This window comes from Nonomuraea sp. NPDC050394 (genome assembly GCF_044459065.1).
Lineage (GTDB): Bacteria > Actinomycetota > Actinomycetes > Streptosporangiales > Streptosporangiaceae > Nonomuraea.
Genome location: NZ_JBITIO010000010.1, coordinates 350,587 through 372,990, shown reverse-complemented (window position 1 = coordinate 372,990; position 22,404 = coordinate 350,587). Strand labels below are relative to the sequence as shown.

The 22,404-nt window shown below is 73.4% G+C and carries 13 protein-coding genes; 5 read left to right on the top strand and 8 right to left on the bottom strand.

Annotation, left to right across the window (positions count from 1 at the left end; genetic code table 11):
- Positions 1–52 precede the first annotated feature (52 nt).
- On the top strand, positions 53–3,139 hold the full coding sequence (locus ACIBKY_RS34990; protein WP_397103517.1) for a bifunctional cytochrome P450/NADPH--P450 reductase: 3,087 nt from the start codon (positions 53–55) through the stop codon (positions 3,137–3,139).
- Here ACIBKY_RS34990 and ACIBKY_RS34985 read toward each other — a convergent pair.
- The 5 genes from ACIBKY_RS34985 to ACIBKY_RS34965 form a co-directional block, all read right to left on the bottom strand.
- Positions 3,115–4,362: a TIGR02679 family protein gene (locus tag ACIBKY_RS34985; protein ID WP_397103515.1), complete on the bottom strand. Its 1,248-nt coding sequence runs from the start codon at positions 4,360–4,362 to the stop codon at positions 3,115–3,117. The genes ACIBKY_RS34990 and ACIBKY_RS34985 overlap by 25 nt on opposite strands.
- The gene (locus tag ACIBKY_RS34980) at positions 4,355–8,353 is read right to left on the bottom strand and encodes a TIGR02680 family protein (RefSeq protein ID WP_397103513.1); all 3,999 of its coding nucleotides are present in this window, start codon (positions 8,351–8,353) and stop codon (positions 4,355–4,357) included. The genes ACIBKY_RS34985 and ACIBKY_RS34980 overlap by 8 nt, the downstream gene beginning before the upstream one ends.
- The gene (locus ACIBKY_RS34975) at positions 8,353–9,483 is read right to left on the bottom strand and encodes a TIGR02678 family protein (RefSeq protein WP_397103511.1); all 1,131 of its coding nucleotides are present in this window, start codon (positions 9,481–9,483) and stop codon (positions 8,353–8,355) included. Before ACIBKY_RS34975 ends, ACIBKY_RS34980 begins: the two co-directional genes overlap by 1 nt.
- The gene (locus ACIBKY_RS34970) at positions 9,480–10,982 is read right to left on the bottom strand and encodes a TIGR02677 family protein (protein ID WP_397103509.1); all 1,503 of its coding nucleotides are present in this window, start codon (positions 10,980–10,982) and stop codon (positions 9,480–9,482) included. The genes ACIBKY_RS34975 and ACIBKY_RS34970 overlap by 4 nt, the downstream gene beginning before the upstream one ends.
- A gap of 171 nt (positions 10,983–11,153) precedes the next feature.
- Complete coding sequence (locus tag ACIBKY_RS34965) at positions 11,154–11,918, bottom strand: nuclease-related domain-containing protein (protein ID WP_397103507.1); 765 nt, start codon at positions 11,916–11,918, stop codon at positions 11,154–11,156.
- Positions 11,919–12,072: 154 nt separating this feature from the next.
- Here ACIBKY_RS34965 and ACIBKY_RS34960 point away from each other — a divergent pair, with 154 nt between their 5' ends.
- Together ACIBKY_RS34960 and ACIBKY_RS34955 are read left to right on the top strand one after the other, a co-directional pair.
- The gene (locus ACIBKY_RS34960) at positions 12,073–12,666 is read left to right on the top strand and encodes a TetR/AcrR family transcriptional regulator (RefSeq protein ID WP_397103505.1); all 594 of its coding nucleotides are present in this window, start codon (positions 12,073–12,075) and stop codon (positions 12,664–12,666) included.
- A gap of 49 nt (positions 12,667–12,715) precedes the next feature.
- Entirely contained in the window at positions 12,716–15,961 is a 3,246-nt protein-coding gene (locus ACIBKY_RS34955) for a protein kinase (RefSeq protein ID WP_397103503.1), read from the top strand.
- On the opposite strand, the gene ACIBKY_RS34950 is transcribed toward ACIBKY_RS34955, so the two are convergent.
- From ACIBKY_RS34950 to ACIBKY_RS34940, 3 genes are read right to left on the bottom strand one after another with little or no spacing between them, the layout of a single operon-like run.
- A complete protein-coding gene (locus ACIBKY_RS34950; RefSeq protein WP_397103501.1) occupies positions 15,941–16,990 on the bottom strand; it encodes an acyl-CoA dehydrogenase family protein in 1,050 nt (349 codons plus the stop codon). The genes ACIBKY_RS34955 and ACIBKY_RS34950 overlap by 21 nt on opposite strands.
- Positions 16,987–18,138, bottom strand: coding sequence for an acyl-CoA dehydrogenase family protein (locus tag ACIBKY_RS34945; RefSeq protein ID WP_397103499.1), 1,152 nt, complete (start codon positions 18,136–18,138; stop codon positions 16,987–16,989). The genes ACIBKY_RS34950 and ACIBKY_RS34945 overlap by 4 nt, the downstream gene beginning before the upstream one ends.
- Positions 18,129–19,331 (bottom strand): acyl-CoA dehydrogenase family protein, encoded by a 1,203-nt coding sequence (locus tag ACIBKY_RS34940; RefSeq protein ID WP_397103497.1) that lies wholly within the window; start codon positions 19,329–19,331, stop codon positions 18,129–18,131. Before ACIBKY_RS34940 ends, ACIBKY_RS34945 begins: the two co-directional genes overlap by 10 nt.
- A 105-nt stretch (positions 19,332–19,436) precedes the next feature.
- Here ACIBKY_RS34940 and ACIBKY_RS34935 point away from each other — a divergent pair, with 105 nt between their 5' ends.
- Complete coding sequence (locus ACIBKY_RS34935) at positions 19,437–20,000, top strand: GNAT family N-acetyltransferase (RefSeq protein ID WP_397103495.1); 564 nt, start codon at positions 19,437–19,439, stop codon at positions 19,998–20,000.
- Between the two features lie 24 nt (positions 20,001–20,024).
- On the top strand, positions 20,025–22,403 hold the full coding sequence (locus ACIBKY_RS34930; protein ID WP_397103493.1) for a hypothetical protein: 2,379 nt from the start codon (positions 20,025–20,027) through the stop codon (positions 22,401–22,403).
- Position 22,404: the final 1 nt, after the last annotated feature.

Genomic DNA, 22,404 nt, shown 5'->3' with positions numbered 1-22,404 from the left:
GCCGTATGGTAGCGTCTGCCATACGGTGTATGGCTGACCCATTGGAGTGCCCATGATCCCCTCACCGCCTGGTCTGCCCCTGCTCGGCAACATGCTTCAGGTGCCGGCGCACTCGCCCGCCGCCTATTTCGACGAGCTGGCCGCCCGCTACGAGGAGGGCCTGTTCCGGCTGAACCTGCTCGGCAACGACGTCCTGTTCGTCTACGACCCCGACCTCGTCGAGGAACTCTGCGACGAGAGCCGTTTCCACAAAGGCATCCAGCCGCCGCTGTCCTTTCTGCGCGACCTGGGCGGCGACGCCCTGTTCACCGCCCGGCACGACGAGCCCGTCTGGGGCCACGCGCACCGCATCCTGATGCCCGCCTTCAGCCAGCGCTCGATGCGCGCCTACTTCCCGCAGATGCTGGAGGTCGCCGACCAGCTGATCGACTCCTGGGCCGCCCGCCAGGGGCAGGACCTGCCCGTGTCCGACGACATGACCAGGCTGACGCTGGACACGATCTCGCTGACCGGCTTCGGCTACCGCTTCCGTTCCTTCGACCAGCCCGAGCTGCACCCGTTCCTGCGCGCGATGGGGTCGGCGCTGACCGAGGCGATGCTGCGCCTGCGCCAGCCGCCCGTGGTGACCAAGATGCTGCGCAAGCGCCAGGAGGCCTACGAGCGCGACATCCAGACGATGCGGACCCTGGTCGAGGAGGTCATCGAGCAGCGCGCCGCGCGGCCGAGCGGCGCCTCCGACCTGCTCGGCCTGATGATGGAGGCGACCGACCCGCGCTCCGGCGAGCGCCTGTCCGAGGCGAACATCCGCGACCAGGTCATCACCTTCCTCATCGCCGGGCACGAGACGACCAGCGGCCTGCTCTCCTTCGCCCTGTACAACCTGCTGCGCGACCCGCACACCCTGGCCAGGGCCTACGCCGAGGTCGACGCCCTGCTGCCCGGCGACACCCCGCCCACCTACGAGACGATCATGAAGCTGGACGTGATCTCACGCGTCCTGGAGGAGACGCTGCGCGTGTGGTCGCCGATCCCCGCCTTCTCGGTGTCGGCGTTCGAGGACACGGTGATCGGTGGTTCCTATCCGGTACGCGCCGGCCAGCAGGCGGTCGTCGTGCTGCCGTCGCTGCACCGAAGCCCGAAGGCCTGGGACCGGCCGGAGGAGTTCGACATCGACCGCTGGCTCCCCGAGAACCGCAAAGATCACCATAAATCCGCGTACAAGCCGTTCGGCAACGGCGAGCGCGCCTGCATCGGCCGCCAGTTCGCCCTCACCGAGGCCCGCCTCGCGCTCGCGATGGTCCTGCGCCGATTCGCCGTCTCCGACCCCACCGCCTACAAGATCAAGACCAAGCAGACCCTCACCCTCAAGCCGGACGGCTTCACGATCCGGGTCCGCGACCGCCGGCCCCACGAGCGCGGCGCGGCCCGGGAACCCGTCACCGAGCCGCTCGAACGGCAGCAGGATCTCGCCGTCACCGGCACCGCCCTCACCGTGGCCTACGGCTCCAACCTCGGCACCTGTTCCGACCTCGCCGAACGCCTGGCCGAGCGGGCCGGCCGGGCCGGCTTCGCCACCACGCTGACCACGCTCGACGACCTGCGGCCGCCCACCGAGGGCCTGCTGCTGGTCGTCGCCTCCTCCTACAACGGCCGCGCGCCCGACAACGCCCAGCGCTTCGACGCGCTGGAAGAGCTTCCCAGCCTTTCCGGCGTACGGCTGGCCGTGCTCGGCTGCGGCAACACCCAGTGGCCCACCTACCAGGACTTCCCCCGCCGGGCGTTCGACAAGCTGGTGGCGGCGGGAGCCGTACCCCTGATCGACAGGGGTGAGGCGGACGCGGACGGCGACTTCGACGGCGACGTCTCGGCGTGGACGGCGCGGTTGTGGGCGGCGCTCGCCGAGGAGTACGCGGCCTCGGCGGAGGCGGCGGGACCGCGCTACGAGATGGAGGTCCTGACCGAGGCCGAGGTGCGGCCCGCGGTCGTGTCCGAGCGGGCGGTGCCACTGCGGGTGGTCTCCAACGAGGAGCTGACCGGCGACCCGTCAGGGCTGTGGGACTTCTCGAAGGAGGCGCCGCGTGCGGGCGTGCGCTCGATCGTGGCCGAACTGCCGGAAGGCGTCACCTACGCCGCGGGCGACCACCTGGCGGTCTTCGCCAAGAACGACCCCGAGCTGGTGGAATGGGCGCTGCGCGTCCTGCGCGTCCCCCGCGAGCAGGTGGTACGGCTGCGCGCCCAAGGCGCCACCCATCTCCCCCTGGACACCCCGGTCACGGCCGGCCTTCTGCTGACCGAGTTCGTGGAGCTGCAGCAGGTGGCCACCCGCGCGGACCTGTCCACGCTGGCCGCGCACACCGCCTGCCCGTGGACCACCCGGCAGCTCGGGGAGCTGGCCGAGGGCTACGCCGACGAGATCCTGGCCAAACGCGTCTCGGTGCCGGCCCTGCTCGACCGCTTCCCCGCGATCGAGCTGCCGCTGCCCGTGTTCCTGGAGCTGGCGGGGCCGATCAAGCCGCGCTACTACTCCGCCTCGTCCTCGCCGCTGGCCGACCCCGGGCGCATCCGGATCACGGTCGGGCTGGTGGAGGGCGCGGCCTGGTCGGGGACGGGCGAGTATCGGGGCATGGCCTCGGCGTACCTGGCGGGGCTGGAGGAGGGCGAGGTGTTCTACGGCTACGTCCGCGTGCCCGCCCCGCCGTTCCGCCTGCCCGCCGACCCGGCGACGCCAGTGATCATGGTCGGTCCCGGGACGGGGTTCGCCCCGCTGCGCGGCTTCCTGGAGGACCGGGCCCTGCGGGGGGCCACCGGGCCCGCCCTGGTGTTCACCGGCTGCCGCCACCCCGAGCACGACTGGCTCTACCGCGCGGACGTGACGGCGTGGGCGCCGGACGCGCACGTCGCCTTCTCCGCGCGCGACGGCCGCCTCGTCCAGGACGCGCTGGCCGAGCAGGCCGACCGGGTGTGGGAGCTGCTGGAGCGGGGCGCCCACGTGTACGTCTGCGGCGACGGGCTGCGCATGGCCCCCGCCGTACGGCAGGCCTTCCTCGCCATCCACCACGCCAAGACCGGGCGGCCGGGCGAGGAGTGGCTGGCGGCGCTCGACGCCGGGGGCCGCTACCAGCAGGACGTCTTCGCCTGAGGCGCGGCCAGGTCGCTCAGCAGCTCGGCCAGGACCAGCTCTTCCTCCACGCGGACCGCCCGCCGCCGCATCTCCTCCGACAGCGGCGGGTCCCAGGGCGTGGGCGTGACGCGTCCTGCCAGCGGGGCGGCACCGGCCGCCCGCCGGTAGGACGCGGCGTCGTAACGCCACGGCGTGAACCCCACGCGTTCGTGGACGGCCGCGGCGATCGCGACGCCGCCCCAGTCGAAGTCGCCGTGGTAGGCGAACGACGATCCCCCGGCGGCCAGCAGGCCGAGCAGCCGCCAGACGGCCGCGGACGGCCGGCCGTTCACGCAGACCAGGGGCGGGCAGGCGGCACCGAGATCGTCCGCGGCGGCGGCCACCACGACCGGGTTCTCGCACAGGCGCACCAGGCCCGCGGCGATCGGCTCGGCGCGGCGGAGCTGGCGCAGCGTGCGTACGTGCGGCTCGCCCGGGATGGGGTCGCCGGGCAGGCCGAGGCTCAGGACCAGCGACGACAGCTCGTCCAGATGCACGCCGACCGCCGCCCAGGCCGCGCGCCTGGCGTCGGTGCCGCCGTCGGCCGCGTACGGGAGGCCGGCCAGGGCGCGGGCCGCCGACAGGGCCAGGGTCGCCACCGGGCGGCCGTCGTCGAGCGCGTGCGCGTCACCGCAGGTCTCGGCGGCCAGCCTGCCGATCGGCACGCCCGTGGACGGCAGCCGCTCCAGCACCGCGACGAGCCGGTCCAGCAGGGATCCGGCGTCGGCGGGCTCGGGCGCCAGCCTGCGTACCAGGCCGGAGGAGTCCAGCCAGCCCCGCCACCCCGCGAGGACCTTCCGGTCCGCGACCCGCCCGTCGAGAACCTGCCCGTCCGCGACGCGCCCGTCGAGGTGTGCGTCGAGGCCGGCGAACGCGGTGCGCCAGGCGGTGTCGCGGTCGGCGGCCAGGGCGGCCAGGTCGCGGATCGGGCCGCGCAGGAGCGCGACCGCCTCGGCGAGGCCGTCGCAGGCGCCGCTGGCCCGCAGCACCCGGTCGACCTCCTCCAGCGAGACCGACAGCGAGGCGCCGCTCCCGGCCCGGCGGCCGAGCAGCGTCTCGACCGCCCGCCGCTGGCCGTGCGTCGCGCCCGCCAGCGAGACCGAGCCGGTCAGGGGCCTGCCGCGTTCCAGGCGGGTACGCGCCCGGTCCACCAGCCACGTCAGCTCGTCCCCGCCCAGAAGCCGCGCGAGCCGGTCACTCATCGGCCAGACCTCCCGGTGAAGGGCGTTCGACGCGGCGGCGCTCCCTGCCGTCCCAGCGCCACGGCGTGACCAGGACCGCGTCGATGCCGTCGCGCCGCGACAGCTGGGCGATGGCCAGGCCGGGCACCTGCGGGTAGCAGCCCCACTCGCGCTCGCTGGTCATCACCACGTCCATGTCGAAGGTGGCCAGCAGGCCGAGGCACTTGGCCCGCGAGTCGTCGTCCACTCCGGCGAACGCCTCGTCGAGCGCGACCAGGCGCGGCGCGTACGGGTTGCCGGCCGACTTGTAGTGCGCGGACGCGGCGGCGAACAGCGGCACCGAGGCGGCCAGCACCCGCTCGCCGCCCGAGGCGGGACCGGTGGCGGGCCGCCACTGGCCCTCCTGGAGCCGCTGGATGGCGAACTCGTGCCACGCCCGGTAGTCCAGGGCCCTGGTCAGCGCCTCGCTCCAGCCCGCCGCCGGGTTGTCGGCGTGCTCCCTGGCGATGCGTTCCTGAAGGAAGGAGCCGACCGCCGTCCGGTCGTCCTGCGACCACGCGTCAACGGTCTGGCGCAGCTTGCCGCGGACGCGGTCGAGACCTTCCGGGGCGTTCTTCGCGGTCTTCCACACCAGGCGCAGCCGCATGCCGGTGGAGGTGGGGCGCGACTGGAGCTCCTCGTTCATGCTGCCGACCTCGGTCTCGGCCGCCGCGATGAGCTCGTGCAGCGTTCCGGCGACCTCGTTGAGCAGGTGGTTCTCCAGCAGCTCGCGCTCCTTGGCCGACAGCAGCCGGGCGCGGCCGGCCGTCTCCTCCGCCAACGCGCCCACCAGGTCGGGGATGTCGCGGGCCCGGCCCTGGAACGTCACGTCGACGATCATGACGCCTTCCGTGACGGTCAGCCCCGCCGAGTGGCCCTGCCTGGCCATCGCGTCGGACAGGAGCTTGTGCTCGTCGGCGACCTTGCGCTGCACACGTTCCCACGGGCCGTCGCCGTCGTCGACCGCCTCCAGGTCGGCGTTGACCGCCCGCGCGAGGACGACCGTGGGCGTGGCCGACCAGGCGGTGGCCGGGTCCGGCACGTCGCGGCCGGGCAGCGCGACCTTGAGCAGGCCCGTCGCGGCGAACGCGCGGAAGTCGCGCACCGCCTCGTCCCTGGCACGCGTGGCCTCGACGATCTCGCCGGCCAGCCGTTCGCGCACGCCTTCGGCCTTGCCGCGCTCGGTCGCCAGCCGCTGCTGCCTGGCGCGGGCGTCGCTCTCGGCCCGGTCCCGCCCGCGCAGCTCCTGCCGTACCTCCTCCAGGCGGCGGAACAGCTCCTCCACCGCCGCGCCCGCCGTCTCGGCGAGCGAGCGGTACACCTCGGCCGCCGCCCGCGCCCGCTCCCCCGCCTCCGCGGCCAGCTGCGCCGCCTCGGCCAGCCGCCCGGCCGCGAGCGCGACCTCCTGCGCGGCCTCACGCTCGCTCTCGCGGGCCGTGCTCAGCGCGTGTACGGCCGGCCACAACCTGGCCAGTTCCAGCCGGTACTCGGCCAGCGCGGCCCTGATCTCCCCCAGCGGCCCGCGCTCGGCCGGCAGACCCACGTCACCGGCGAACTCGGCCGTCCGCACCTGGGCCGCGTCGAGCTCGGCCTGCCGGGTGTTCATCACGCCTACGGCCCGCTGGTGGCGCTCGTGGATCGTTCTGCGGTGCTCGTGGGCTCCGGCCAGCTTCACGTGGGCCTCGCGGACCGGAGCGTCGGAGGGGAGGGCGCGGTGCTCGGCGGCCAGGACGGCCTGCCGTACCGCGAGATCCTGCTTGTCGCGGTCGAGGTCGTCGGCCCGCAGCGCGGCGTCGGCGAGTTCCTGGGCGAGCGCGGCCAGGCGGGCGCGGCGGGCGGCCTCACGCGCGCCCTCGCCGATGTGGTCGGCGCCGGGCTTGTGCCAGACGCCGGCCAGCAGGCCGTTGACCCAGCGGCCGTCGGTGGCGATCCAGGTCGGCGAGCCGGGCCCGAGCCCGATCCCGGCCAGCACGGAGGCCACGATCGCGTCGTCGAGCGCGGCGGCCTGCGGGTCGGCGCGGTCGATCGCGGGGCGCAGCACGTTCGCGCAGGAGGGCCCGCCGACCCTGCCGCGCAGGATCACCGTGTCGCCGACGATCAGCTCGGCCTGCGGGGTCAGCCACGCGTCCAGCAGGCCCGCGGCCTCCAGGGCGGCCTCAAGACCGGCGCGGTGATCGGCGGGCACCCCGTCGGCGAAGTCCACGACCTTCCACAGCGGCGCGCCCGGCCGGGTGTCGCCGCGCGGGGCGCGGGTGTGCGGTGCGGGCGGCGCGTCGTGGCCGCCCGCCTCCAGCCGGGCGATCTCCACGGCCAGTTCGTCGGCGGCCAGCCGGGCGGCGGCGAGTTCGGCGTCCAGCTCCGTCTCGCGCCGGGCGAGCGCCGCCGTCGCCTGTCTCAGCGCGTCGTCGACGGCGGCGGCCGCGGGGTTGGGTCCCGCCGCGTTCTCCGCCCAGTCCCGGAGTACGGCCAGCACGCCGTCCCGGTCGGCCACCCGCAGCTCGCTCAGCCCGGTGAGGTAGCCGGTGAAGGAGTCGAGCAGATCGGCGGCCCGATCGCCGGCCACCTGCCCGGCCAGGGCGATCGCCTCCGCGGCCTCGGTGAGCTCACCGGTCAGCCGGTCGACCTCGGCCCTGGCCGTCGTGACCCCGGCGGCGGCGCCGGCCGCCGCCTCCAGCAGGCGCTCAAGCTGGGCGATCGCGTGCTCCTGGCGGACGACGGCGTTCTCGGCCTCGCGCCGGGACCCGGAAAGCCCGACCCCGGCCCGGCCCGCGGCGTCCCCCGCCGCGTGGTGGATCGCGTCGTGCTCCTCCTGCGCCCGCGCGGCCTTCTCGCGCGCGGTCTCGGCCCGGCGGGCCAGCCGCCCGGTCTCGCCGTCGGCGCGGCTCAGCTCCTCGCCGGTGCGCTGGGCGTGCTCGGCCAGGCGGCCCGCCTCCTCGCGCGTCTGGTCCAGCCGCTCCGCGTCGCGCATCTCCGGGCTCTGCTGCAGCGCCGTACGGCGGGCGTCGAGCAGGTTCTTCTCCGTGGCCAGCTCGCTGAGCAGGTCGTCGACCGACTCCAGCTCGGCTTCCGCCTTCGACTGGCGCAGCTCCGCCTCGGCCAGGTCGCGGCCGAGCTGCTCGTATCGGCTCTGCGTGAGCCTGGGCCCGGCCGCCTTCCGCTTGGTGGCCGTGGCCGCGTACGCGCGGTAGTGGTCCAGGAAGCCGGCCGCGGCCTTGCGCGCCTCGTCCAGGCCGCGCAGCGCGTCGCGTTCCTCGTCCAGGCCGCGGAAGGCGTCGGCGACCGTGGCCAGCAGCGTGGAGCTGAGCGGGGGCAGCGCCTCGGTGAGGGCCCTGGACAGCAGCTTCTCGTCCGGTCGCTTCGACAGCTGCGGCTGGCGGAGCTGGATCAGCAGGTTGACCAGCGCCTCGTAGCGGTGCTCGCCCAGCCAGAACAGCGCTTCGTCCACCGCGCGCCGGTAGTCGGCCGCCCGGTCGTAGACCATGCCGTGGCCGTCCACGGCCTCGCGCAGGTTCTCTCTGGTCAGCGCCACGCCGGTGGGTGAGATCAGGCTCAGCCCCGCCCCGACGCGCTGCGGGGTGACGAAGAACCAGTGCCTGACCACGCCCCGGTCCCTGACCGCCTTGAGCCCGCAGCCGATCGTGCGGAACTCCTGGCTGCCGTCGGCGGCGCGGCGGCCGAACTCCAGCCACGTGTAGCCGAGCCGCTCCGGATGCGGATGCTTGCCGCCGAGCAGCAGGTTCCACTCCATGCGCTTCTGCCGGTCGCCGTCCGGCTCGACCCGGTGTGAGGTCAGCTCGCCGTCCAGCAGGAAAGGCAGGGTGAGCGCGAGCACCTTCGACTTGCCGGTGCCGTTGTTGCCGCGCAGCAGCAGGCGGCCGTCGTGGAAGTGGAACTCCTCGACGTCGTAGTAGAACATGTCGACCAGGCCCGCGCGCAGCGGCTTCCAGCGCTCCGCGCCGGGGGTGGGCAGCATCAGGTTCCTTTGACCGTAGGCGGATCGAGCGCGTAGCGGGAGATGGCCGGCAGGCCGGTGACCCGGTTCCCCTCCACGTACGCCAGGCGCAGGGCGGTGAGCTTGCCGAGCGCCACCGCCAGCAGGCCGTCCTCCGCGCCCGGGTCGGTGACGCCCTTGCGCCAGAAGGAGGTGTGCTCGGCGGCCGCCTGCCGGACGAACGCCCTGAGCTCCTCGGTCGAGGCGCTGCCCAGCGCGGCCAGGCGCTCGGCGACCAGCAAGGTGACGTGGCCGTCGGTGCGCTGCTCGGGCAGCCGCACGTCGGTGAGCTCGTCGTCGGGATCGACCATGGCGATGCCCTCCGCCCTGACCTCGGCGACCAGGCCCGTGGCCTGCTCGATCCTGCGGATGACGGCGTGCCGTTGCGAGGTCAGGTACGCCAGCTCGTCCGCCGCCAGATCCTTGAAGTACAGGACGGGATCGTCCAGCAGCCACCTGGTCAGCCGGCGGCGTATCGCCTGGTTGCGCAGGTCGTCGGTGTCGGCGTACGGCTCGGCCGTCAGCTCCGCCAGCCGTTCATCGAAGGACTCGGCGGTGATCGTGGACGGCCCGCGCAGCCCGGTGAGCAGCCCGGCCAGCACCTTGCGCCGCACGTCGTAGAGCACGTCGCCGGTCTCGGCCAGGTACGCCTCCTCATCGCCCGAGACCCGGTCGAGAACTCCCCAGCCGAGCAGCGTACGGACCACCGCCACCAGGTCCCCGCGCTCGGCTCTGCTGCCGAGCGTGAAGGCGTGCTCGGTGCCCGCGTCCAGGACCTCCTCGGCCAGCCTGCCCAGCGTGGTCTGCGCGTCGGCCCGTTCGAGCACCGACAGGGCCAGGCAGAGCACCACGTAGCGTCTCCGCCCGAACGGCTCGCCCGCCCGGCCGAGCGCGGGACGGGTCGCGTCCAGGGTGTCGGGTACCGCCTTGAACAACCGGGCCGACTCCGAGTCCACGACGAGCCGCCAGCCGGTCTCCCTGGTCAGCCAGTCGCGCAGCTCGGCGGCGTGCCGCCGGACGAGCACGAGCTTCTCGGGGTCGCGCAGCAGCGGGCTCATCAGCAGGGCGCGCAGCGCCGCCTGGCACTGGGCCAGCTCCTCCTCGGGGGTCACGCGACCACCGTGATCTCGATCACGTGCTCGGGGCCGGTCAGCACCCCGTCCTCGGTCTCGATCGCGACCATCCCGCCGTCCGGTACCAGCGTGAGCCGCACCTCCATCGAACCGTCGCCGGTCGTGGTCTTCACCTCCGTGTCGTGCGGCCCGCGGGCCGACAGCGCGTCCCCGAGCAGCCCCAGGAACAGCCGGAAGGCCATCGGGTCCAGCACGCCCAGCCGCGAGAGCAGTACCGGCCCGTCCGTGCGCAGCCGCTCGCGCGCCCGCGACGTCTGCGCCGCCTCACGCTCGGCCCGCTCCAGCAGAACCCGGCGCGCCTGCGAGCGGTCGGCCACCTTGTTGGGCCTGCCGCGCCGTTCATAGGATCCGGTACGGCGAAGCTGCGGCGAGATCCGGATCGGCGGCGCCTGCGCCCACGGGGTGGAGGCGGGAACGTCGGCGATCTCCTGCGGCGGGATCGTCAGGTGCCGGGCCGGGGTCAGCCCGAACGCGGCCCGCCAGAGCCGGTGCATCGCGGCCTCGTCCGGCGCCTCGGCGAACCACTTGGCCAGCGTCCTGAAGTCGGCCGAGCGGTCCGATCGGCCTGAGCGGCGCTCGTTGAGCAGGCCGACGGTGTCGATGAGCTGCTTGATCGCGGTGACCGCCGACTGCCGCAGCAGCCGGGCCTGTGACGGGTGGCCGACGTCGCGCGAGACGAACCAGTCGCGCAGGCCACGCCATCTGTTCTCCCAGCCGGCCAGCACCTTGGCGTACTCGGCCTCGGCGTCGGCGCCGTCGGGCACCGCGTCGGCGGCCTCGCGCCGCGCGGCCGTCTCCAGCAGCCCGTGCTGGCCCAGTTCCTCCAGTTCGAGCAGCAGCCGGGCGATGCGGGCCCCGGAGTTGGCCAGCTCGGCGATGAAGCGGTCGATGTAGTCGATCAACCGCTCCTTGTAGGCGATGAAGCCGTCCACGTCGCCGTCGGCGAAGTCGATCGCGCGCCGCAGCGACGCCATGAACGCCCGCGCGTTGTCGGCGAGCGACGCGAACCGCTCGGCCAGGGAGATCAGGATCAGGTGGACGCCCGCCGGGTCGGGGTCGTCCTGCCCGCTCAGCGTGACCAGGGCCTGGAGCTGGTCGGCGATGTCGCCGAGCGCCACCGCCTGAAGTTGTCCCCGCCGGCCGATCGCCTCCTCGTAGAAGGCGATGGCCTGCTCGGCCGCCTGGCCGGCGGCGGTCAGCTGGAACAGCAGCCGCTTGCGGTGGAAGTCCTCGACCGACGCGACTCTGCCGGTGTCGGCGTCGGAGCGCAGGTTGCCCCAGTCGACCAGCCGCTTGAGCGCCTGGGCGAGCTGGTCGTCGCTGTCGCGCCGTAACTCCGCCGCGACCTCCTCCGGCCGCAGGTGGACCACGAACCGCTCCTTCGCCCGCGCGAACGCCACCAGGATCTCCCGGTAGAACGCGGCGTTGGGCGCGCTCAGGTGAGCGAACGCCTGCGGTTGCTGAGGAGCGGGAGCCATATGTCTAGTGTGAACAATTCCGATCGGGTGTCACCCTGATTGACCCGCACCGTATCCATCATGCGATCAACCGCGCTCCGTGCTATGGACCGGCAGAGGAAGCTATGGACCGGCAGAGCGAAGCTATGGACCGGCTGAGCGAAGCGCCGCCGGCGGACGGCGCCCACGTGCTCACATGCGGTGGAGTTCCCGGGCGGCGATGCGGGCCAGGAGTTCCACCTGCGTGGTGCTCAGCGCCGCGGAAGAGGTCGCCCGGATCATGCGGGGCGCCAGGTGCGGCTTGAGGAGGGTGAGACCCTCGGCCGTGAGCAGGCCGCCTCTCGGCATCATCCCGCAGTGCACCGCGACCATCGGGGTGATCGTGACCGGGATGCCGGTCTCCTTGGTGAGCAGCTCGGCGAACGCGTTGCCGGTCTCCACCAGGCCCTTGGCGACCTTGGTGCCGAACTTCTCGCCGAAGAACAGCCGGCCGCCGTAGGAGGCGATCTCGGTGTCCGGGCTCCACGACTCGTTGTCGATGATCCAGACACCGCCGGGGCCGATGACCAGATGATCGATGGAGGCCTGACCGCGGATCGCGCGGCCGTCCAGCACGCGGTAACCCTGCTTGGTCAGCGCGCGGCGCAGCGTCTTACCGGTGATCGCCTCACCGCGCCGGCGTCCTCGCCAGACCGCGGTGGCGCGGAACTGCGCCCAGTACCAGTACCAGTCGGCCCCCGCCACGATGCCGGCCAGGCCCAGCGCGTAGAGCGCGGGGAAAGGCAGGTCGAAGCGGATCGCCAGAGCCAGGCCGGCCGCGAAGCCCACGGCGGCCTTGATCGCACGGTTGCGACGACGGTTTCTGGTGTCCTCCCTCCAGAACTTCTCGTAGTACCACTGGGGCGACGACCCCGTGAACTTCGGGTCCTGCTGCACATAGATCGAGCCACCAGGCACGGCAAACTCCCCGAGTTGCTAGGAAATACTTGGATCTGCCACGCCGGAGATCCCTCGCCACGTCACGTGATACCCAATATCAAACAAAGGCCACCCTAAGGTGAGGGAAATAGCACCGCGAATCACGCACAAGACGCTCAACCGACCAGTCGGTATGCTGGGGTTCGTGACGGGGAAGGATGAGCCGGTGCGCCGGCGGCTGCTCAGCGAGGCGACGAGGCTGTTCGCCGAGCGCGGGTTCGAGGGCACCTCGGTGCAGGAGATCGTGGGCGCCGCCGGGGTGACCAAAGGCGCCATGTACCACTACTTCGACTCCAAGGATGACCTGCTGCATGAGATCTACGCGCGGGTCCTGCGGATGCAGATGGAACGGCTGACGCAGATCGCCGACGAACGCCGCCCGGTCAGGGAACGGCTGCGCGACGCCGCCGCGGACGTGGTCGAGACCACCACGGCCAACCTCGACGATTCCAAGATCTTCTTCCGGTCGATGCACCTGCTGGCCCCGGAGACGCAGAAGAGCGTGCGGGCCGAGCGCCGACGCTACCACGAGCGTTTCCGGGACCTCGTCACCGAGGGGCAGCGCGAAGGGGTCTTCCGCGAGGACATCCAGGCCGAGATCGTCGTCGACTTCTTCTTCGGCTCGGTGCACCACCTGGGTAGCTGGTACCACGCCGACGGGCCGCTGTCGGGGGCCGAAGTGGGCCGCCAGTTCGCCGAACTCCTCCTGACCTCCCTCAAGCCGTGACCCCCCGCCCATAGACAACCGCCGGATTTTGCGCATCATCTAAGTCTTTGTGAAGACGGATCCCGAACACCTCGGCGGCTACTGGATAGCCGGACGCCTGGGCAGCGGCGGCCAGGGTGTGGTCTACGAGGCCTACGACGACGGCGGCGAGCGGTACGCGCTCAAGGCACTGCACACCGCGCCGGACCAGCGTGAGGTCGAGGCGGCCCGGCGGGTCCGGCCCTACTGCGTGTCCCGGCTGCTGGAGGCCGGGGTGGACGGGGGCACGCCGTACGTGGTGAGCGAGTTCGTGGCCGGGCCGAGTGTGCGGGTGAAGGTCGGCGAGTCCGGCCCGTACCAGGGCGCGGACCTGCACCGCCTGGCCACCGGCGCGGCCACGGCGCTCACCGCGATCCACGAGGCCGGGGTGGTGCACCGGGACCTCACACCGGACAACGTCCTGCTCGGCCCCGACGGCCCCAAGGTGATCGACTTCGGCCTGCCCTCCGGGACGGCGGACCAGACGCCCGAGTCCGACGTGTACGCGTGGGGGCGCCTCACGCTGTTCGCCGCCACCGGTGAGGAGACCGGCTCAGCGGCGGCGCTGGAGCCACCGCTGCGTGACCTGGTGGCCCAGGCGCTCGACGAGAACCCCGACCGGCGGCCGTCCGCCCGCGACCTGCTGCTGAAACTGCTGGACAGCTCGGGCGACCCGCTCGCCGAGGGCGCCGAGACCGCCCGCGGCCTGCGCACCGGCACGCCGGAGCCGTCGCTGGGCGAACTGGCGGAGCAGGTGTACGCCGGACTGAGCCGGGCGGAACAGGACGCCGCCCCCGCGGTCTTCCTCCGCCTGACCGGCCAGGCCCGCGACGGCAGGAATCCCGACGGCCACGGCACCAGCAGCCCCGCGCACCTCACCGGCCCGCTCGACCGGCCCGCCGCCGCCCTGGTCATCCGGAGGTACATGGAAGCCGGTCTTCTCCACACCGAACCGCCACCCCCCGGCGGCCAAGGGGAGAGTCCGGGTGACGGCACCGTCGCGCTGGCGCACCTGGCGTTGTCGCGGGCGTGGCCGCGGCTGCGTGAGTGGCTGGAGGGTGAGCGGGGTGAGCTGGACGTCCAGCGGTCCCTGGCCGAGGCGGCCGACGCCTGGCGGCGGAAGGGGCGGCGGGCGGCGGATCTGCCGCAGGGTGAGCGGCTGAACACCGTCCTGGGCTGGGCCGCCGGTGGACGGCGGATGGCGGCGCTCAGCCGTACGGAACAGGAGTTCGTCACGGCCGGGACGCGGCTGGCCGGGGTCAGGGCGCGGCGGCGGGGGGTTGTGGCGGGCGTGCTCGCGGTCCTGCTCGCGGGGGCGCTGGCCGCGACGGGCGTGGCCTTCTGGCAGGCCGGTACGGCGACGCGGGCGCTGTCCGAGACGACGGCCAAGGCGCTGGCCGGGACGGCGGGGGCACTGCGGACCACCGACCCGATCACGGCGCGGCGGCTGAGCGCGGCGGCGTGGCGGCTGGCGCCGGTGGCGGAGGCGCGCTCGGCGCTGATGGCGGCGGCGACGGACCCCGTGCGTGACGTGTTCGCCGACCCCGACGCCGGTGCCGACTCCGTGTACGCCTTCGACCAGGCGGGGAGCTGGATCGTGGCGGTGCGCGGGGGCACGGCTCGGGTGTGGGACCCAGTGGCCAAGACGTTGCTGATGGAGATCAGGGGCGCGGGGCGTTCGGCACGGCTGGCGGCGCTGAACCCGGCGGGCACCACGCTGGCCGTCGCCACGACGGGTGACGTGCGGGTGTTCGACACACGTTCCGGCATCCTGCTGCGCTCGTTGCCGGTGAAGGCGGCGCTGGCGCTGTCGTATCAGGGCGAGACGCTGTCCACGACCGACAAGTCGGGCTTGGGGGTGTTGTGGCGGGCGGACGGCGGGCAGGTGACGGCGCGGCCGATGAGCAAGCTGAGCACGGACGGGCGGCGGGTGCTGGCCACCTCGGTCGCCGGCGACGTGGTCGCGCCCAGACCCCCGGAGATCTGGGAGGGCGGCGGCAAACTCGACCTGCCCTGGCTGGCCGCGCTCCGGGACGCGGTCACGGCCGGGGCGCTCGGCCCCGACGGCACCACGGTCGTCCTGTCGGGACCCTCAGGCACCCGCGTCCACGACCTGGCCAGCGGCCGGACGCTGGCCGGCATCGGTCCCGCCGCCTCGTCCCTGTCCTACTCCCCCGACGGCCGGCTGCTCGTCCAGGGCGGGCAGGAGGGCGTCACCGTCTGGCAGACCGGAACCTGGCAGCGCATGCTCCGCATCCGCGACACCGCCGACTCGCCGCAGGGACGTGACATCACGAACCGGGCGCTGGTGGTCGGGCGGTCCGGGGTGCGGTACGCCGGTGCGGGCGGCCGGGTGCGGACCTACACGGTCCCGGCCACCGCGCAGCCGCCCTCCGGTCCGGGCACGCGGGCCCTGAGCAGGGACGGCCGGCTCCTGGCCGTGGCCGACGGAACCGCGATCACGCTCTGGGACTCGGGCAGGCTCACCGCCACCCTGCCGAGCACCGCCACCCTGATGACCTTCAGCTGGGACGGCGGGCGCCTGGCCGTGGCCACCCCGGGCCAGCCGGCCGTGGACATCTGGGATCTGGCCGAGAGCAGCAGGATCAGCACGCTGAACTCCTCCCCGGTCTCCGGCCTGGCCTTCTCCCCCGACGGCGGGACGCTGGCGGTCGCCTCGAAGGACTGGGTCGAGCTGCACGCCGCCGGGCAGGTGCGCCGGGTGGCGGGGGTGACCGGGCCCGGCCTGGCCTGGCGGCCCGATGGGCTGCTGCTGGTCGCGTACGACGACGAGCGCGTCTACACCGTGGACCCGCTGACCGCCGCGCCGTCGGTCCCCAACGCCAACGGCAAGGCCGCCGGTGTGGTCGCCTTCAGCGCCGACGGCAGGATGGCGGCGACCGGCAACACGCTCGGTCACGTCACGCTCTGGGACACCGGCCTGCGCGCCCCGCTCGGCCCGCCGCTGGCGACCGGGAGGCGGGTGCGCGCGCTGATGTTCTCGCGCGACGGCACCGTGCTGGCCGCCGCCGGGCAGGAGGGGCTGACGCTCTGGGACGTACGGACCGGCGCCAGGCTCGGCCAGCCGGTCGAGGTCGCCGAACCCGTCCTCGCCCAGGGCGCCGACGTCCTGGCGGTCGGGGCCGACGGCCAGAGGCGGACGATCGCCGTGGACCCGGAACGGGCGCTGCGCGGCATCTGCGCCCAGGACGGCGAGCTGTCGCCGGCCGCCTGGGCGCGGTATCTGCCGGGCCTGTCACCCAGGAAGATCTGCTAGCTCCGCCAGCGCCGCGCGATGGTCGCCGGGCGTGCCGAGCGCGATCTCGGCGGCCTTCGCGCGCTTCAGGTAGAGGTGAAGGGGATGCTCCCAGGTCATCCCGATCCCGCCGTGCAGCTGCACCGCCTCCTCGGCCACGTGTACGGCCACGCCCGCGTTCCACGCCTGGGCCACCGCGACCGCCAGTCCGGAGCCGTCGGCGGCGGCGTTGCGCGCGGCGGCTCTGGCACGGACCACGTCCAGCCAGAGGTCGGCCAGCCGGTGCTTGATCGCCTGGAAGGAGCCGATCGGCCGGGCGAACTGGTGGCGTTCGCGGACGTAGGCCAGCGTGGTCTCCAGGCACCACTCGGCCACCCCGAGCTGTTCCGAGGCCAGCAGCCCGGCCCCGAACCGCAGGACCTCGGACACGTCGCACGCCCCGAGGCGTGCGGCGGCCGCCCCGGAGAAGGTGACGGTCGCGACGGGCCTGGTCAGGTCGAGGGAGGGGCGCGTGGTGACCTCCGCCTGCCCGGCCTCGACCAGGTACAGCGCGTCACCGGCCGGGACCAGCAGCACGTCGGCCGCCTCGGCGCCCGCCACGTCCGCGACCGCGCCGGTGAGGGTCGAGCCGGCCGCCGCCACGGTGGCGGCGGCCCGGTCGTAGGGGGTCGCGGTGAAGGGGACGGCGAGCGCGGCGGTCGTGTCGCCGGAGGCCAGGTCGCCGAGCAGGCCGGCGGCCCCCGCTTCGAGCGCGGCCTTGGTGGCCAGGACCGAGCTGGTGAAGAACGGCACCGGCGCCACCGCCCTGCCCAGTTCCTCCAGGACGACGGCCGCCTCGCTGGCCGAGGCGCCGGCGCCGCCGTAGGACTCGGGGACGAGCAGGCCCGCGACGCCGATCTCGCGCGAGAGCGTCTTCCACAGGTCGAGGTCGTAGGGCGCGGGGGACTCCACGCGCTTCAGCACCGCCGAGGGCGGGCAGCGGTCGGTCAGCAGCGCGCGGACGGCGGCCCGCAGTTCCTCCTCGACCTCCGTATACAGCAGAGTGGTCACCGCGGCAGGTCCTTCCAGGGCACGTCCTTGTCGATGCGGGGCTCCGAGGGCAGGCCGAGCACGCGCTCGGAGACGATGTTGCGCAGGATCTCCGAGGTGCCGCCCTCGATGGAGTTGCCCTTGGCGCGCAGGTAGCGGTAGCCGGGGCCGCGGCCGAGCATGTCGACGTCCTCGGAGCGGCGGAACGACCAGTCGTCGTAGCCGAGGTCGCGGCGCAGCTCCAGGTCCAGGCCGGTGAGCTCCTGGTTGAGCTTGGCGAAGGAGAGCTTCATGCCGGAGCCTTCGGGACCGGGCTGGCCGGCGGCCAGTTGTTCGCGCAGCCGTACCGCGGACAGGCGGGTCACCTCGGACTCGACCCAGAGCTTGAGCAGGCGCTGGTGAAGTTCGGGGGTGCGCAGGCCGGGGCTGGAGCGCCAGGTGTCGGAGACGACGCCGATCATTCCGCCGCCCCGGCGGCCCGGGGTGCCGCCGATGGCGACGCGCTCGTTCATGAGCGTGGTCTGGGCGACCCGCCAGCCGTCGCCGGCCTCGCCGAGCCGCAGGTCGTCGGACAGGCGCACGCCGGTGAGGAAGACCTCGTTGAACTCGGCCTCGCCGGTGATCTGGCGCAGCGGGCGCACCTCGACGCCGGGCGCGCTCATGTCGCAGACGAAGTAGGTCAGGCCGCGGTGCTTCGGCACGTCCGGGTCGGTGCGGGTGACGAGGATGGCCCAGCGGGCGTGGTGGGCTCCCGAAGTCCATACCTTCTGGCCGTCGACGACCCATTCGTCGCCGTCGCGTACCGCTCGCGTGGCGAGGGTGGCCAGGTCGGATCCGGCGCCGGGCTCGGAGAAGAGCTGGCACCAGATCTCCTCGCCGGTGTAGAGGGGGCGCAGGAACCGTTCCTTCTGCTCCTGGGTACCGAAGGCGAGGATCGTCGGCGCGGCCATGCCGAGGCCGATGGCCTGCAGGCCGATGTTGGGCTGCGGGGTGTGGGCGAGCTCCTTCTCCACGACCTGCTGCAGGTCGCGGGGCGCGCCGAGACCGCCGAGCCCCTCGGGGAAGTGCACCCACGCCAGTCCCGCGTCGAAGCGGGCCCGCAGGAAGCCTGCCTTGTCGGCGGGATCGGCCGAGTCGAGCAGGCCGGCGATCCTGTCCCTTACATCCACTTCTTCAGCTCCCGGTAGGCAAGAGAACGCTTGTGCACCTCGTCGGGCCCGTCGGCGAACCTGAGCGAGCGGGCGCCCGCCCACAGTCCGGCCAGCGGGAAGTCCTGGGAGACGCCGCCCGCGCCGTGGACCTGGATGGCCTTGTCGAGGATCCATTCGACGGTGATCGGCGTGGAGATCTTGATGGCCTGGATCTCGGTGTGGGCGCCGCGGTTGCCGACGGTGTCCATGAGCCAGGCGGTCTTCAGCACCAGCAGCCGCAACTGCTCGATCTTGATGCGGGACTCGGCGATCCAGTCCTGGACCACGCCCTGCTGGGCGACGGGCTTGCCGAAGGTGGTGCGGGCCAGCGCCCGCTTGCACATCATCTCCACGGCCCGCTCGGCCATGCCGATCAGGCGCATGCAGTGGTGGATGCGGCCGGGGCCGAGGCGGGCCTGGGCGACCGCGAAGCCGCCGCCCTCCTCGCCGATGAGGTTCTCGGCGGGCACCCTGACGTCCTCGAAGACCATCTCGGCGTGGCCGCCGTGGTCGGCGTCGGTGTAGCCGAAGACGTGCATGCCGCGCTTGATGTGCAGGCCGGGGGCGTCGCGCGGGACCAGGATCATGCTCTGCTGGCGGTGCGAGGGCGCCTCGGGGTCCGTCTTGCCCATGACGATGAAGATCTTGCAGTTGGGGTTCATGGCGCCGGAGATGAACCACTTGCGGCCGTTGATGACGTACTCGCCGCCGTCACGGGTGATCGAGGTCGCGATGTTGGTGGCGTCGGAGGAGGCCACGTCGGGCTCGGTCATCGCGAACGCGGAGCGGATCTCGCCGTCCAGCAAGGGCCGCAGCCACTCCTTGCGCTGCCACTCGCTGCCGAACATGGAGAGGACCTCCATGTTGCCGGTGTCGGGCGCGGCGCAGTTGGTGGCCACCGGCGCGATGGCCGGTGACCTGCCCATGATCTCCGCCAGCGGGGCGTACTGGAGGTTCGTCAGGCCCGCGCCATGGTCCCCGGGCAGGAACAGGTTCCACAATCCGCGTTTCCTGGCCTCGTCCTTGAGGTCGGCCAGGAGCGGGGGCGCGCTCCAGCCGCTCTCCGCGGCCTGTTCCTCGAAGGCGGCCTCGGCCGGATAGACACATTCGTCCATGAAGCGGAGCAGGCGCTCGCGCAGGTCCTCGGTGACGCTGTCGAAGGCGAAGTCCATAGCGCGACCTTACCGACCGGTCGGTATGACCGTCCACAGTGGTCTCCCACATTTCCCCACAGGTGGCCATAAACCCAGGTCAACCCGCCCTCTAAGCTGAGCCGCATGACCGCGCGCATGCCCGCTCCCACCGTGCTCGAGAACGACGTCGTCCGGCTCGAACCGCTCACCCTCGACCACGTCCCCGACCTTTTCGCCGCCGGTGGCGACGACGACGAGGTCTGGCGCTGGATGCCCGCGCCCACCCCGCGCACCAAGGAGGAGCTGGCCCGGATCATCAAGGGCGTCACCGCCAACCACGTCGCCTTCGCCGTGATTCACGAGGGCCGCGCCATCGGCCAGACGACCTACGCGGACGTGCCCGGGTTCGACGAGAGCGTCGAGATCGGCTGGACCTGGTACGGCCGCGCCTCCTGGCGTACCGGGGTCAACACCAACTGCAAGATCCTCCTGATCGACCACGCCTTCTCCCTCGGCTACAACCGGGTGATGTTCAAGACCGACGACCTCAACGAACGCTCCAAGGCGGCGGTCGCCCGCATCGGCGGCGTCCACGAGGGAACCCTGCGCCGGCACCGCAGACGCCCCGACGGCACCTGGCGCGATTCCGCCTATTTCGGCATCCTCAAAGAGGAGTGGCCCGAGCACCGGGCTCGCCTGAACCGTTAGCCGAAGGGCGGCGTCTAACCCCTCATGGATGATCGGCTGGGGGGCTACTGGCTGGGCATCCGGCTCGGTGGGCGCACCGTTGAGGCCTACGACGAGTCGGGGCTGCGCCGTGCCCTGACCCAGTGCGTCCCGCCGGAGGACACCGAGCCGATCCGGCGCGTGAAGAGCCTGCACGTGGCCGCCGTCGTCGAGGTCGCCGCCACCTACCTGATCAGCGAGTACGTCGAGGGACACAGCCTGCGCCAGGCCGTCGAGACCCGGGGACCCTACTCGGCCGACGACCTCTACCGCCTGGCCGCCGCCACGGCCACCGCGCTGGCCGCCATCCACGAGGCGGGAGCCGTCCACGGCGCGCTCGACCCCGGCGCCGTCCTGCTCACCGAGGCGGGTCCCCGCCTGGTCGGTCTCGGCACCGGAGAGGCGTGCGGGCCCGCCGACGACGTACGCGCCTGGGGCCGGCTGCTCGCCTTCGCCGCCGGCGGCCTGGCCGAGCTGGACCTCGCGCTGGCCGACCTGGTCACCGCCGCCCTCCATTCCGACCCCGAGCGCCGCCCCGGCGCCCGCCAGCTGCTCATGTCGCTGCTGGACCAGCCACAGTCACAGCAGGGCCGATTACTCCCGCCCGAGCCGGTGCACGACCCACCGCTCGGAACCCGGGCCGAGCAGCTCTACGCCGCACTCAGCCGGGCCGAGCAGGAGCTCGTCCCCGAGGTGCTGCTCCGCCTGGTGGGCATGGACGAGCGCGGCGACGACACCCGCGTGACCGTCCGGCGGGCCGAGCTCGTGGCCGGGCGCACGCCGGAGCAGGCCGCCGCGATCGAGCGCGTGCTCGAGGTGTACGGCGAGGCCGGGCTGCTGGCCCGCGACGAGGAGAGCGTGACCATGGGCTGCGGGGCCCTCCTGCGGGCGTGGCCGAGGCTGCACGAATGGCTCGACGCCGAGCGCGACGGGCTGGCCGTACACCGGGAGCTGGCTCGGGCGGCGCGGCGGTGGGACAGCGGCGGGCGGCGCGAGGCCGACCTGTTCCACGACGGCACGCTCGACCGGGCGCTGGCCTGGGCGGCCACCGGGCGGCGGCACGTCACGCTGGGCGGCGACGAGCAGGCCTTCCTCGACGCGGGGCTGACGTCGGGACGGCGCAGGGGCCGCCGCCGCTGGATCGTGGCGGCGTCGGTGGCGCTCGCGGTGCTCGCGGTCGCGATCTGGCAGTACGGCACCGCCCAGGGCAAGGTCGACGAGGCGATGGCCAGGGTCGCGGCCACCAGGGCGGAGACGATCAGGCCGAGCGACCCGGTGCTGGCCCGCAAGCTGAGCTTCACCTCCTGGGCCCTGGCGCCGGTGCCGGAGGCCGAGCGGCAGCTCGCCAAGTCCGACACCGACCCGGTGAGCGGTTCCTTCACCGACCCGACGGCCACCGAGCGGTCGCTGCACACGCTGAGCGCGGACGGCAGGAAGCTGGCCGCCCTGACCGACGGCGTACTGCGGATCTTCGACACCCTCACCGGTGAGCAGCTCGCCACCACGCCCGGCCCGCCGGAGAAGATCCGGGCCATCGCCTGGTCGTCGCAGGAACGTGATCTGGCGCTCGTCGGCATCGAGCGCACCTACTTCTGGGACACGACACTCCGGGACGCGGCGCCGGGCGGTGGCGTCAAGGTGAAGTTCGCCCGGGGGCTCAGCCAGCCGGGCCGGCACGCCGCGTGGTTCAGCCCGGGAGGCGCCTTCCTGTTCGCCGAGGGCAGCGAGTACGGCGAGCGGTGGGCCTGGAACCTCGGCCTGGACGAGGAGGCGTTCGCGGGCCGGTTCGTGGTGGTGGGGCCGGACGACCGGCGGGTGCTGGAGTTCGACGGCCGCCGCTCGGTGATCGACGACCTGCACACGGGCCGGGTCACCCCGGCGGCGTGGCTGGAGCGGATGCCGCCCGACTACACCGCCTTCGGCCCCGACGGCTCGCGGGTGGCCATCGCAGGCGAGGACGGGGTGCAGCTCTACGACCTGACCGGGGTGCCGACGCTGTCCACGCCGCTGCAGCCGGCGTCGGGCACGCTGCGCTTCAGCCCCGACGGCAAGTACCTGGCCGGGACCGACAGCGACCGGGTGCGGGTCTGGCGAGTGGCGAGCGGCACGCTCACGGTGGACCGCCAGGTGCCGCTGGCCGGTGGGGACCGGCCGGTGCAGGCGGTCTTCGATCAGTCGAGCGCGGGCATCTGGGTGCTGGCCGGGCGCGGGACGGTGCTCTCGATCGCCGCCGACGGGGTGCGCCGGGCCGCCCCGGTGCCCGCGGCCAGGTCGGCCGGGGCGATCTGCGCCGACTCGGGCGGGCTCAGCCGGGAGGAATGGGCCCAGCACCTGCCCGAACTGCCCTTCCGCGACCTGTGCAGGCCGCGGACCGGTCCTCGCTGAC